A 13200-nucleotide genomic window follows, 5' to 3' on the forward strand; every position below is an offset into this window, starting at 1 on the left:
ATGACCGTCACTCATGAAGTCGTGAATCAGCCGCCGCCGCTGACCGGTTTCACCGCCGCGGACGAGCCGGCCCTGCTGGAGACCTTGCGCCGGGAAGGCGCCGGATGGGGCGAGCGGGAGGTGACCGAACTCGGCGCGCTGGCGGGCACCGCGGCCGTCCAGGAGCAGTCCCGCTGGGCGGAGGAGGTACCGCCCCGGCTGCACACCCACGACCGCTTCGGCCACCGCGTCGACGAGGTCACCTTCCACCCCGCCTGGCATCAGCTGATGACGGTCGCGGTGGAGCAGGGGCTGCACGCCGCGCCCTGGGCGGACGACCGGCCCGGTGCCCACCTGGTGCGCGCCGCGAAGTTCTACCTCTGGTCCCAGGCCGAGCCGGGCCACGGCTGCCCGATCTCGATGACGTACGCCGCCGTCCCGGCGCTGCGGGCGGCACCCGAGCTGGCGGCGGCCTACGAACCGCTGCTGACCTCGCGGGTCTACGACTTCGGGCTGCGGCCGCCGCTGACCAAGTCGGGCCTGATCGCGGGCATGTCGATGACGGAGAAGCAGGGCGGCTCCGACGTCCGCGCCAACACCACGCGCGCGGTGGCCGCCGCCGACGGGAGTTACCGGATCACCGGCCACAAGTGGTTCACCTCCGCGCCGATGAGCGATGTCTTCCTGACCCTGGCACAGACGGCGGAGGGTCTGGGCTGTTTTCTGCTGCCGCGCGTCCTGCCGGACGGCAGCCGCAACGGGCTGCGGCTGATGCGCCTCAAGGACAAGCTCGGCAACCGCTCCAACGCCTCGGCGGAGATCGAGTACGAGGCGGCGGTGGCCTGGCCGGTGGGCGAGCCGGGGCGCGGGGTGCGCACCATCGTGGAGATGGTCAACATGACGCGGCTGGACTGCGTGCTGGGGTCGGCCGCCGCGATGCGGGCCGGGCTGCGGCAGGCGCTGCACCACACCGCGCACCGGCAGGCGTTCGGCCGGGCGCTGGACCACCAGCCGCTGATGCGGTCGGTCCTCGCCGATCTCGCCGTCGAGTCGGAGGCGGCGACGCTGCTGGGGATGCGGCTGGCGGCCGCCGTGGACCGCTCCCAGGCCGGCGACGCGCGGGAGGCGGCGCTGCGGCGGCTGGCGCTGGCGGCCGCCAAGTACTGGGTGTGCAAGCGCGGCAGCTCCCACGTGGGCGAGGCGCTGGAGTGCCTGGGCGGCAACGGCTACGTCGAGGAGTCCGGGATGCCGCGGCTCTACCGGGAGGCGCCGCTGCTGTCGATCTGGGAGGGCTCGGGCAATGTCGCGGCGCTCGACGTGCTGCGGGCGCTGCAGCGCGAACCGGAGGCGCTGGAGGCGTACTTCGCGGAGGTCGACGCGGCCGCGGGCGCCGACCGGCGGCTGGACGCGGCCGCCGCCGGGCTGCGGAAGCTGCTGGGCGAGCTGGACGATCCGGAGCGGGCGCAGCTGCTGGCCCGGACCGTCGCCGAGCGGATGGCGCTGGTGCTCCAGGGGGCGCTGCTGGTGCGGCACAGCTCCCCGGCGGTCGCCGACGCGTTCTGCGCCTCCCGGCTCGACGGGGCGTGGGGCAACGCCTTCGGCACCCTGCCGCCCGGTACGGATCTCACCGCGATCCTGGAGCGCACCCGTTCCGGTGATGCGCGTTGAGGGCCGGCCGGCGGAGGGTGGTGCGCCCGGCGGGCACGGCGGCGCGGGCGCACCGGACGGGGGGCGGCCGGGCGGCCGGGGCGGTAGCGTCCGGCCATGCCTTTCGACGATGAGATCGCCCCGGTCGCGGTGGTCGCCCACCGGCCCTGCTGGCCGGTGGAGTTCGCGGAACACGCCGCCCGGCTGCGGGAGCTGCTCGGGGACCTCGCGGTCGCGGTCGACCATGTGGGCTCCACCTCCGTGCCGGGCCTGGCGGCCAAGGACTGCCTGGACATCCAGGTGCGGATGGTCTCGCTCGACGAGGAGTGCGCGGCGCGGGCCACGGCGCGGCTGACGGCGGCCGGGTTCCGGTGCCGTCCCGAGCCGTGGAACCGCACCGAGGTCTCGTCCGGCCACCGCGGCCGCAAGCTGGTCTTCGCCCCGCCCGCCGGCGCCCGCCGGTGCAACGTCCACCTGCGGGAGCACGACGGACCCGGCGCCCGGTACGCGCTGCTCTTCCGCGACCATCTGCGCGCCGACGCGGCCGCCCGGCGGGCCTGGGGCACGTTCAAACAGCGGCTGGCCGAGCAGGTCCAGGACCTCGCCGCCTACGGCCGGATCAAGCAGCCGGCCACCGACGCGCTGATGCTCGGGGCCGAGCGCTGGGCGGCCGCGACGGGCTGGCAGCCGTCGTAGGACGGCGCCCGGCGGGCCGTCACCCGCCGTGCGCGACCCGGGCGTTCAGGACCGGTCCTGCCCCTTCCGGAGCCCGTCCCACCAGGCGGCGACGCCCGCGGCGAGCGTGCCGACGGCCGGGAGGAGCACGAAGCCGGCGTCCTGACCGGTGGCCGGGAGGGGCCCCGGCGCCGGACGGCGGTCCGCGGGTTTTTGCCCGTCGGCGGGGCGGGACGGCCCGGGGCCGGAGGTGGGGGACGGTCCCGGGTCCGCCGGGGGCCGGGTGATCGTGAACGAGGCGAGGGCCGCGGGCTGTCCGCCCTCGGGGGCGCACCGCGCGTCGATCACGCCCCGCACGCTGCCGTCCGACGCCCGTCCGACGAGATGCAGCACGAGGTCTTGGGCGGTGAGCCGGCCGGGACCCGGGCGGCTGAAGGTCATCGCGGGCGCGGTGCCGTGCGCCGCCAGGACCAGCGTGCCGGATGCCGGGATGCGGGTCCGGGGGATGGTGAGGCCCACCGGGACCCGGCGGTCGCCCTGCGGCGCGGCGACGCCGATCCGTGCGGTCACCGTCCCCTCGGCGCTCACCACCCCGACCTGGCCGAGCAGCGAGGTGATGCCCTCGGCCACCGGTGTCGTGGCGCCGATCGGGAACCTTCTGCTGGGCACGCCGACGGCGACCGTGCCCGGGATCTGCGTGGTGATCCGCGCCGTGGCCCGCTGTTCCCCGATCCAGGGGACCTGGCAGGTGTACGCGAGTGCGGGCGCGGCCTGCGCGGCGGCCGCCGGGGCGGCGCCCGCCCCCGCGGCGGCGACGGTGGCCGCGAGGGCCACCACCGCGCACGGCGCGCGCCCTGCACCCGCGCCTCGGCGCCGCTTCCTGCCCTGACCTGTCGTCGGATTCGGTGTGCTCTGCCCGGCGGCCATGTGCCACCCCCCGTGGGTCGGTGCGATGTGATCAGTTCGGCCTGTGATGACCGGCTGTTCCCGCAATCAGGACGCTTGTCCCGCAGCGGGTGGTTCCGAGGACGGCGCCCGGGTGCGGGACCGGGCCTCGAATTCGTGGGCCAGGTGGTCCTGGAGGCTGGCGTGGCGGAACTGGTAGACGGCGCCGGACCGGCGCAGCACGCCGCGCCGTTGGGCGTCGTCCAGGAAGGCGATCAGCGCCCAGGGCACCCGGCGGGTGAGCGGCAGCCAGATGCGGGCGAGCGCCACCCACTGGCCCCAGGCGGTGAAGCTCAGCCCGTATCCGAGGCCGCCGCCGAAGGCACCTTCGAGGCCGAAGACCAGCCCGGCCAGCACCCCGCGGACCGGGCCCTCCTGGAGTCCGGCGGCGAAGCCACCGGGGATCCCGAACACCAGCAGCCACACCAGCATATGGACGACGACGTTCCGGCGGTTGGTGTGCAGCAGGTCCGCGGCGCTGACCGCCGTGTCCGTGGCGAGCGGGACCTCCACGCGGGTCATGATGCCGAGCACCAGCCCGGCGCCCAGCCCGACCTGGAGCGGCAGCAGCACCGCGCCCAGGGGCCCGCCGTCGAGACCGTCGTCGAACCCGAGCGGCGAGACCACGCACCGGTCGAGCAGCACCAGCACCGCCCCGGCCGGCACCCCGAACGCGACGCCCAGCAGGAAGCGGCGGCCGAACGGCGCGGACCGCTCCCGTCCGCCGCCGATGAGCCGTATGCGCAGATGCGAGGGGGTGACCGGCGTCGTCCGGGTGAGGCGGCCGTACACCATCGCGAAGACCAGTCCGGCGACGCCGCCGTGCAGCACGCCGACCAGGACGCCGCGGAGGACGGCGAAACGGGGGCCGTGGTCGGTGGCGACGAGGTCCACCGGGAGGTTGCCGATGCCGCTGGTCAGGCCGAAGGCGAGGGCGGCGAGGAGGCCGATCACCCACATCCGGGCGGCCCGCGGCAGCGTGAGTCCCACCTCCCACCAGGCGAGGTCATGGGTGTCGTGCGCGTGCAGATGCGCGGCGAGGTGGCCGAGCCAGTGCCGGGCGCGGTCGGGTTTCCAGCGGCGTCCGGTGGCGGCGTCGCGGTCGTCCGGTGGGCGGTCGTAGACGGCGGGGAGGAAGGCGGCCAGCAGGTGGGCCCGGAGCTCCGCCGGGCCGGGGAAGCTTGCGGTGTCCAGGAGTTCGGCCGGGTCGGGGCCGGGGGCGTCGCTGTAGACGGCGCGGGCGAGGGAGACCATCAGCGGGGTGGTGAGGACCTCGCCGAGGTGGGCCGCGCCGGGGTCGGGCGGGTCCGCCCCGAGCCGGCGCAGCACCGGTTTCCAGCCGCGCTCGCCCTGCTCGTCGTCCGCGGCCGTGCGGGCGGCGCGGTGCAGATAGGCGCCGTAGTCGTCGGCGCCGAGGGGGCACAGTTCGACGACGGCGGCCTTGCCGAGCACGCCGGTGCGCCGTACGGCCGCGCGGTACTCGGCGGGGCGGCTGGTGAGCAGCAGGGGCAGCGCGGTGCCGTGCAGGACGTCGAGCGCCTGGGGCCGCAGCCCCTCGGCCAGTTCGTCGAAGCCGTCGAGCACGGGCAGGATGCGCCGCGCATCGACCAGCGCACCGGCGAGGTTGCCGCCGTGCCCGTCCGAGGACGCCAGGAAGAGGTGGTCGCGCACGAGTTGACCGCTCATCCAGTCGCGCAGCGAGACGGCGGACGGGTCCCACGAGCCCAGGCCGAAAAGCACCGGTACGGGGGCGCCGGGGTCGCGGGCGGCGAGCCGGTCGAGGACGAAGCGCAGGGTGAGGACCGTCTTGCCGGCGCCGGCCTCGCCGAGGACCACCAGCCGGCCGGAGGGGACGGACGCGTAGCGCGCCGCGATCCGGGCGACGCCGCCGTCCAGCGGGAGCGGCCCGGCGGTCGCGGCGGACGCGCCCTCGCAGATGTTCTCCCAGTGGTCGTACAGCTCCCGGGCGGGGGTGCAGCGAAAGCGCACGTCCAGCGGGAAGGGGTGGTGCACCCGCCGGTTCTCCTCCTCCTTCTGCCACTGCCGGTGGACATCGCGGCCGAGCCGCCGGGCGGCCTCGCGTACCTCGGGCGGATCGTCCGGCTCGGGCGCGTCGAGCGGCAGGGCGGTGAGCGCGTCGGGGGCGGGCGCCAGGCCGGTCAGGTCGTGGAGCGCCGCGCGCCGCTCGCGGGGCAGCCGGTACCAACGCTCCACGGGGCTCGCCGCGAGGCGGCCGGGCCCGTCGGCGTGGGGGTGCTCGCTGACCACGCCGATCAGATGGCCGCCGCTCCACACCGCGGCGCCCGACATCCCCTCCCACGGCGAGCGGTCCACGTCGCCGCCCGGCCCGTCCACGGTGATCTCCAGCAGACCGGCGCGGAGGTACGACAGCGGGGTCGTCGAGCCGCGGGCGTGGTGGGAGTCGCGGTAGCGGGGCGCCTCGCGCTCCGGTGCCGCGGGGTCGCGGCGCAGCCGGAAGCGGGGGAATCCGAGCGCCTCGCACGCCACGGGCCGGGTGATGCGGGCGTAGCGCACCGGCGGCGCCCAGGGGCCGCCGGGCAGGCCCGTTCCGTCCGTGATCCGCAGGACCGCGACATCGATGCCGGTGTCCGACCAGACCGGTTCGGCGGGCAGTTCGAGCGCGCCGCCGTCCTCGGTGAGGAAGCGCAGCCGGACGGCTGAGGCGTCGGTCACCACGTGCGCGGCGGTGAGCACGGCGTCGCCGGTCACCCGGTAGCCGGAGCCGCGCCAGCGGGATCCGGCGCCCCGTTCGGCGAGGATCTGGACCACCCGCCGGGGATCGGGGCCGCCGGGCGCGTACGCCCCGGGGCTCACGACTCGTCGGGCTCGGCGGCTCCGGCCACGTAGGCCGACCTGCCCGCGGCGCCCGGGCCGTCCGGGCCGTCCGGGCCGGTGAGGGTCGGCCGCAGGGCGAGGGTGAGGCGCTGGGTCGAGGTGGCGGCGACGGTCGCGTCCGCGCCGGACTCCACCACCCAGAACTTGACCTTCGCCCCCGCGTGCCCGGTGCGCTCCAGCGCCACCGACACCTCCAGCTCGATCGTCCCCAACTCGAAGCGGAGCGCCTCCCCCTCGGCCGCGACGACGGCCCGTTCCAGCTCGTCCCGCAGGTCCTTGATCACACTCGACAGCTCGATCACGCCACGCCCCCTCAGCCGAGCACACCGGTGCCAGGACTGTAATGGGGCGGCGGGGCGCCGCACAGCGCTCCGTCGGCCGCTTCGGGGGCGGGGACGGCGTGCGGGCGTACGGGCGCGGCAGGGGCGCACGCCCGGCGCGATGCGGGTGGGTACACGGCTGCGGCCTGCCCGTTGGCGGCGCCGGGTGCCGGGCGCGCGGGGCGGTGGATCGTGACGCCTGCGACCCATATGGCACCGAGTGCGCCGAGAACTCCCTCACTCGGCACCCGGTGTCGCACGTACGTCCACTTCGCCTTCATCGAACCTTCACCACCCGCCTCCTCACCCATGAGAAAAAGCGAGGCATGTGTGACGACGAACTGATCCCGCCGCGGGCGGACCTGACCGAGGACCAGTGGCTGCGGGACGAGAGCGCGCGGCCCGCGGAGGGGGCGCCCGCGCTGCGGACGACCGGCCGCACCGTGCCGTGGGTGAACCGGCGGACGCTGCTGGGCGGCGCGGTGGCGGGCGCCGCGCTCGGCGTGCTGCCGCTCGGCGCCGGGGACCGCACGGCGGCCGCCGCGACCCGGGGCGGCGCGCCCGGCGCGTTCCCCTTCCCCGAACGCCCCAACCGCAAGGGCGAGTTCGCCGTCCTGGTGACGGGCGACGCGGGCACCGGCGACGAGGCGCAGTACGCGGTGGCCGCCGCGGCGCGGGACGTCTGCCGCGCCGAGGGCGTGGAGCTGGCCGTCGGGCTCGGCGACAACATCTACGAGAACGGGCCGGAGTCCGACCACGACACGGAGTTCCAGGACAAGTTCGAGAAGCCGAACGCCGGCATCGACGTGCCGTGGCTGATGGTGCTGGGCAACCACGACTGCTCCGGGCTGATACCGGGCAGCGGTGGCGACCCGTCCCGCGGCGACCGCGAGGTGGCGTACGCGGCGACCTCCCGCCGCTGGTACATGCCGGAGCGCTACTACAGCGTGCCCCTCCCCGCCGACCGCCCGCTGGTGGAGTTCTTCGCCATCGACACCATCCCGTGGTCGTCCTACGTCGCCCAGATCGACCCGCGCTACCACTGGGACGGCCCGTACATGCGCGGGCAGCGGGAGTGGCTGGACGGCGCGCTGGGCGCCTCGCGGGCTCGCTGGAAGATCGTCCTGGGCCATCACCCGTACCTCAACAACGGCAAGCACGGCAGCGCCGGTGCCTACGACGGCTTCACCATCGGGAACTACACCAGCGGCGTCCACCTCAAGAAGATGTACGAGGAGGTCGTCCTCGGGCGGGCCGATCTGATCCTCTCCGGGCACGACCACACCTCGCAGCTGCTGGAGCCGACGGCGCGGACCGGCGGCACCCGGCAGGTGGTGTGCGGCGCCTCCGGCAAGACCGGCGACGGCACCGCGCACTTCGGCCACCCGGCCGCCTGGCAGAACTTCTCCGACCACGGCTTCATGCTGCTGAAGGTCTCGGGCGCGGCGCTGACGCTCGACGCGTACACCGTCGACGTCGCCACCCGGACGGCCACCCGCGCCCACCGGATCCGCACCACGACGCCGGTGGGCGGGGTACGGGCGGGCGCACCGGCGTAGCGGCGAGCCCCCGGGCGGGGCAGCGGGACATGCGGGCGGCCGCGCCCCGGCCTAGGGTGAGCGCATGGCCGCGTCCCGGTGGATATCGGCCCTGGTCAACGGCGCGCGGCCGCGGGCCCGGGGCCCGTACTCCCGCGCGGCGCCGCACCGCCCGGACCGGGCCGCGGCGCCGTCCCTCCCCCGTTTCCGTACGCCCGTGGCAGCCGGGCGACGGGCGCTTCGGTGACCGCCGGGAGCGGCGGGGATCCCGGGCGCCGCTACGACCCGCTGGCCGTCCCCGGGGTGCGCGCGGTGCCCGAGGAGGTGCCGGGCGTCTCGCACCACGAGCCGCTCGGTCTGCGCCGGCGCCTCGACCTCAACCTCATGGGCACGTTCGACTGGGACCTCAGCCGCGGCCGCATGGACCTCGACGAGGGCGCGCTGCGCCTCTACGACCTGCGGGCCGAGGAGTGGGACGGCGAACCGCTGTCGCTGAGCGCGCGGGTGCCGCCGGAGGAGGGCGCGCGGCTGGACCGGTCGCTGTCGCTGGCGCTCCAGGACGGCGCCGCCTCGTACGGCGCGTACTTCCGGGTGCGCCACCGCGACGGGACGATGCACTGGGCGCACTCCCAGGGCCGGATCCTGCACGACGCGGACGGGGTGCCGTACCGGGTGATCGGGGTGGTCCGCGAGGCGTCGAACGAGCTGGCGGACTCGGCGCTGCTGCGGTCGCTGCAACAGGAGCGGCAGCGGCAGACGGTGATGGTGCAGCAGACCACGGCGGCGCTGGCGCGGGCGATGTCGGTGGCCGATGTGACGCGGGTGCTGACCGGTCCGGGCGGGGCGCGGCGGTTCGGGGCGGACGCGCTGGTCCTCGGGCTGGTGTCGGGCGGCCGGTTCGAGGTGATCGCGGCGACGGGGCTGGACGGCGACGTGCCGGAGGACATGCTGCGCTCCCGGCTGGACGACACGCTGCCGCTGTCGGACACCGTGGCGTCGCGGCGGCCCAGCTTTCTGCGGACCCGCGGCGAGATGATCGCGCGGTTCCCGCGGCTGCGCCCGTACGGGGAGATGCTGCCGCCGGGCAGCGCGTCGTTCCTGCCGCTGGTGGCGCAGGACACCGTCATCGGGGCGCTGGGGCTGTTCGGCAACGAGCCGTCCGGGCAGTCCGCCGAGGCGCGGAACCTGGCGCTGGCGCTGGCCGGTGTGGTGGCGCAGTCGTTGCAGCGGGCGACCCTCTTCGACCAGGAGCGGGAGTTCGCGACGGGGCTGCAGGCGACGATGCTGCCGCGCCGGGTGCCGGAGATCCCCGGCGGCGAGGTGACGGTGCGGTACCACCCGGCGAGCGTGGGCCGCGACATCGGCGGCGACTGGTACGACGTGATCGCGCTGCCGCAGGGCCGCACCGGGCTGGTGGTCGGCGACGTCGAGGGGCACGACACCCATGCGGCGGCGGTGATGGGACAGCTGCGGATCGCGCTGCGGGCGTACGCGAGCGAGGGGCACCCGCCGGAGACGGTGCTGGTGCGGGCCTCGCGGTTCCTGGCGGAGCTGGAGACCGACCGCTTCGCGACCTGCACCTACGTCCAGGCGGATCTGGACTCGGGGGCGCTGCACGTGGCGCGGGCCGGGCATCTGGGGCCGCTGGTCCGGGACGGCTCGGGGCACGTGGACTGGCCGGAGATCCGCGGCGGGCTGCCGCTCGGGGTGGCGACCGCGTTCGGGCACGACCACTTCCCCGAGACCCAGCTGTTCCTGGAGCCCGCATCGACGCTGCTGCTGTGCAGCGACGGGCTGGTGGAGCAGCCGGGGCAGGACATCTCGGTCGGCATCGACGCGCTGACGGCGGCGGTCCGGGCCGGTCCCGAGGAGTTGGGGCCGCTCGCCGACCAGCTCGCGGAGCTGCTGTGGTCGGCGCCCGGGTCGGAGGACGATCTGGCGCTGTTGCTGCTGCGGCGGGTGCCGGATCCGGGCGGCAGCGCGCTGCCGCGGCTGCGGCTCCACGTCCACCAGGCCGATCCGTCGGGCGCCGCCGATGTCCGCTCGGCGCTGCGGCGCACCGTGGACCAGTGGCGGGCCGGGCCGGTGATGCACGACATCGAGGTGGCGGCGAGCGAGCTGATCGCCAATGCGCTGACGCACACGGAGAGCGGGGCGCTGGTGACGATGGAGCTGCTGGCGGGGCAGCCGCGGCGGATCCGGCTGGAGGTCGAGGACCGCTCCAGCCAGTGGCCCCGGCGGCGCAGCCCCGGCGAGACGGCCACGTCCGGGCGGGGCCTGATGCTGGTGGAGGCGCTGGCGGACTCCTGGGGCGCCGAGCCCCGCGGCTCCGGCAAGGCCCTGTGGTGCGAGTTCGTGGTGCCGGACGGGGAGGCGTCCCCGGACGGGGCGGGCCCGGCGGGCGAGGGGTGAGGCGGGGCCGCGGACGGCGCCGGGAACGGCCCCGCCCCCGCGGCCCGGCGGCCGCTCCCCGGCCCGCCGCCTGCCGGCCGTCTGTCAGCCGCGGCGGCCGAGGGCCTTGGCGCGGCCGTGGGACCAGCCCGCCAGGACGGCTCCGGCCGCGACCCCGGCGGCGTAGCCGCCCAGCGTCACGCCGAACCCGGCGTGCAGCCCGCCGAGGACTCCGGTGTCGCCGTGGTCGACGAGCAGCCGGATCGCGCCCTGCCCGCACACCGCCACGGCCACCATGCCGATGATCTGGAACACGTCGAACTTCACCGTCGGTCTCCCCCTTGTGGATGCGCACCGGCCGGACTCCCCGCGAAGCGCTGCCGCACCGGCGTGTCCGAGCGCAGAAAACGCGCTCGGCGGACGTTACGAACGTACCACTCAGGCTTCCGTGAAAATCGGGCTGGAACGGCGTTACGTCACACATTTTCGCGCGCTAGGGTGGCGTTCGTGCGTGACGAAAATGTGGAGTCCGCGCCTCGCCGGGGTGCGGCGGGCGGTTGCCGGGAGTGCGGGGGCGCGCTGCCGGCCGGCGGGCGGGGGCGGCCGGCGGTCTACTGCTCGCGGAGCTGTCAGGCGCGGGCCTACCGGCGGCGCAGGCAGCCGCCCGTCCCGGAGCCCGCGCCGGAGCCGGCCGCGGCCTCGCCCCGGCGGCGGCAGATCGCCGAGGCGGTGTGGCGGATCGCCGCCGGGCGGGGGCTGCACGCGGCGAGCATGCGCGAGGTCGCCGCCGAGGCCGGGGTGTCCCTGCGGACCGTGCAGTACCACTTCACCGGCAAGCACCAACTCCTCGTCGACGCGCTCCGGTTGCTGCACGACGACAACGAGCGGCGGGCGCGCGCCCGGGTCCGGCACGACGCGGACGATCCGCGCGGGCTGCTGCGGGCCGTCCTGGAGGAGTTCCTGCCGCTGGACGCGGAGCGGCGCACGGCGCTGCGGGTGCTCGCCGCGTACTACTCCCGCAGCCTGACCGACCCCGCGCTGGCCGCGGTCTTCCTCGCCCCCGAGCACCCACTGGAGGATCTGGTCGCCGGGCTGCTGGAACACGCCCGCGCCCAAGGCCGCTGCGCGCCGGGGGTCGACCCGCGCCACGAGGCCGATCTGCTGGTGTCCGGCGTGACCGGTCTCGGCGGCGACCTGCTGCACGGCCGCCGCCCGCGCGAGGACGTCCTGCGCGTCCTCGGCTACCACCTCGACCGGATCCTCCCGCCGGGCGGGCCGGCCGCACCGGACCCTACGGGCCGTACCAGAGCGTCGTGACGTTGCAGAACTCCCGGATGCCGTGGCCGGACAGCTCCCGGCCGTAGCCGGAGCGCTTGGCGCCGCCGAAGGGCAGGCCGGGGTGGGAGGCGGTCATGCCGTTGAAGTACACGCCGCCGGCGCGCAGATCGCGGGCGAGGCGGTCCTGTTCGGCCTCGTCGCGGGTCCAGGCGTTGGAGCTGAGGCCGAAGGGCGTGTCGTTGGCGAGCGCCACCGCCTCGTCGAGGTCGGCGACCCGGTAGACGGAGGCGACCGGGCCGAACGCCTCCTCGTGGTGGATGCGCATCTCGGGGGTGATGCCGGTGAGCACCGTCGGCTCGTAGAACCAGCCCGCCGGATGCTGCGGCGGGCGGCGGGCGCCGCAGAGCGCGGTGGCGCCGCGGTGGACCGCGTCGTCCACCAGCTCCTCCAGATCGGAGCGGCCCGCTTCGCTGGCGAGCGGGCCGACGTCGGTGGCCTCGTCCATCGGGTCGCCGACGGTCAGCGCGGCCATCGCGGCGGTGAACCGCTCGGCGAACGCGTCGTGGATGTCGGTGTGCAGGATGAAGCGCTTGGCGGCGATGCAGGACTGCCCGTTGTTCTGCACCCGGGCCGTGACGGCCACGCGGACCGCGGCGTCGAGGTCGGCGGAGGGCAGCACGACGAACGGGTCGCTGCCGCCGAGTTCCAGCACTGTCTTCTTGATCTCGTCGCCCGCGACGGAGGCGACCGCGCGGCCGGCCGGTTCGCTGCCGGTGAGGGTGGCGGCCGCGATCCGCGGGTCGCGCAGGACGCCCTCGACCGCGCCCGAGCCGATCAGCAGGGTCTGGAAGCAGCCAGCCGGGAACCCGGCCCGGCGGAAGAGTTCTTCCAGGTAGAGCGCGGTCTGCGGGACGTTGGAGGCGTGTTTGAGCAGTCCGGTGTTGCCGGCCATCAGCGTCGGCGCGGCGAACCGAACGACCTGCCAGAGCGGGAAGTTCCACGGCATCACGGCGAGGACGACGCCCAGCGGGCGGTAGCGGACCACGGCGCGGGCGGCGCCGGAGTCGCGGACGTCGGCCGGGTCGGGGTGCTCGTCAGCGAGGAGGGCGGCGGCGTGGTCGGCGTACCAGCGCATGGTCTTGGCGCATTTGGCGACCTCGGCGCGCGCCGCCACCAGCGTCTTGCCCATCTCGGTGGTCATGGTGCGGGCGACGGTGTCGTGCTCGGCGTCCAGCAGATCGGCGGCCTTGTGCAGCCAGCCGGCGCGGGTGGCGAACGAGGTGCGCCGGTGCGTGTCGTACGCCTGCTCGGCGAGGACCAGACGGTCTTCGAGTTCGCCCGGGTTGAGCGGCTGGAAGGTCTTGAGCGTTTCGCCGGTGGCCGGGTTGACCGTGGCGATGGCCATGAACAGCACCTCCTCGGTGGGACGGGACGACCGGCTCGGCGGTGGCGGCGGCGCGCGGCCGGCTCAGCTCAGCGGCGACGGGGCCGGTGAGGGGTCCGGTACGGGATCGGGCCCCGGCGGGCGCGGGATCGGGGACGGCGACGGCTCGGGACCGGGCGGGCCCGGC

General features: G+C 75.8%; 10 protein-coding genes. 5 read left to right on the forward strand and 5 right to left on the reverse strand.

Going from position 1 to position 13200, the window contains the following annotated elements; all coding sequences use genetic code 11:
• On the forward strand, positions 1–1647 hold the full coding sequence (locus ABT345_RS09755) for an acyl-CoA dehydrogenase family protein (protein ID WP_345087941.1): 1647 nt from the start codon (positions 1–3) through the stop codon (positions 1645–1647).
• A 96-nt stretch (positions 1648–1743) separates the two neighbouring features.
• Entirely contained in the window at positions 1744–2322 is a 579-nt protein-coding gene (locus ABT345_RS09760; protein WP_345087943.1) for a GrpB family protein, read from the forward strand.
• Between the two features lie 45 nt (positions 2323–2367).
• On the opposite strand, the gene ABT345_RS09765 is transcribed toward ABT345_RS09760, so the two are convergent.
• The 3 genes from ABT345_RS09765 to ABT345_RS09775 form a co-directional block, all read right to left on the reverse strand.
• Positions 2368–3138, reverse strand: coding sequence for a DUF6801 domain-containing protein (locus ABT345_RS09765; RefSeq protein WP_345087945.1), 771 nt, complete (start codon positions 3136–3138; stop codon positions 2368–2370).
• Positions 3139–3294: 156 nt separating this feature from the next.
• A complete protein-coding gene (locus tag ABT345_RS09770; protein ID WP_345087947.1) occupies positions 3295–6081 on the reverse strand; it encodes a trypsin-like peptidase domain-containing protein in 2787 nt (928 codons plus the stop codon).
• Positions 6078–6404 (reverse strand): trypco2 family protein, encoded by a 327-nt coding sequence (locus ABT345_RS09775; protein WP_345087949.1) that lies wholly within the window; start codon positions 6402–6404, stop codon positions 6078–6080. Before ABT345_RS09775 ends, ABT345_RS09770 begins: the two co-directional genes overlap by 4 nt.
• Positions 6405–6748: 344 nt before the next feature.
• Between ABT345_RS09775 and ABT345_RS09780 the strand changes: the two genes are divergently transcribed.
• Positions 6749–7981, forward strand: coding sequence for a metallophosphoesterase (locus tag ABT345_RS09780; RefSeq protein WP_345087952.1), 1233 nt, complete (start codon positions 6749–6751; stop codon positions 7979–7981).
• Between the two features lie 222 nt (positions 7982–8203).
• Positions 8204–10372, forward strand: coding sequence for a SpoIIE family protein phosphatase (locus ABT345_RS09785; RefSeq protein ID WP_386458938.1), 2169 nt, complete (start codon positions 8204–8206; stop codon positions 10370–10372).
• A gap of 84 nt (positions 10373–10456) precedes the next feature.
• On the opposite strand, the gene ABT345_RS09790 is transcribed toward ABT345_RS09785, so the two are convergent.
• Positions 10457–10678: a hypothetical protein gene (locus ABT345_RS09790; RefSeq protein ID WP_345087954.1), complete on the reverse strand. Its 222-nt coding sequence runs from the start codon at positions 10676–10678 to the stop codon at positions 10457–10459.
• Positions 10679–10858: 180 nt separating this feature from the next.
• Here ABT345_RS09790 and ABT345_RS09795 point away from each other — a divergent pair, with 180 nt between their 5' ends.
• Positions 10859–11668 carry a TetR/AcrR family transcriptional regulator gene (locus ABT345_RS09795; RefSeq protein ID WP_345087956.1) on the forward strand — a complete coding sequence of 270 codons (810 nt, stop codon included), beginning with the start codon at positions 10859–10861 and terminating at the stop codon, positions 11666–11668.
• On the opposite strand, the gene ABT345_RS09800 is transcribed toward ABT345_RS09795, so the two are convergent.
• A complete protein-coding gene (locus ABT345_RS09800; RefSeq protein ID WP_345087958.1) occupies positions 11643–13034 on the reverse strand; it encodes an NADP-dependent succinic semialdehyde dehydrogenase in 1392 nt (463 codons plus the stop codon). The two genes, ABT345_RS09795 and ABT345_RS09800, sit on opposite strands and share 26 nt — an antisense overlap.
• Positions 13035–13200: the final 166 nt, after the last annotated feature.

This window comes from Streptomyces sp. NPDC000404, from assembly GCF_040300365.1.
GTDB classification, from domain to species: Bacteria; Actinomycetota; Actinomycetes; order Streptomycetales; family Streptomycetaceae; genus Streptomyces; species Streptomyces ramulosus.

Bases quoted from the DNA above. Each gene is read 5' to 3' on its own strand.
- ABT345_RS09800 (WP_345087958.1), bottom strand. From the start codon at position 13,034: ATGGCCATCGCCACGGTCAACCCGGCCACCGGCGAAACGCTCAAGACC.
- ABT345_RS09780 (WP_345087952.1), top strand. From the start codon at position 6,749: ATGTGTGACGACGAACTGATCCCGCCGCGGGCGGACCTGACCGAGGAC.
- ABT345_RS09755 (WP_345087941.1), top strand. From the start codon at position 1: ATGACCGTCACTCATGAAGTCGTGAATCAGCCGCCGCCGCTGACCGGT.
- ABT345_RS09760 (WP_345087943.1), top strand. From the start codon at position 1,744: ATGCCTTTCGACGATGAGATCGCCCCGGTCGCGGTGGTCGCCCACCGG.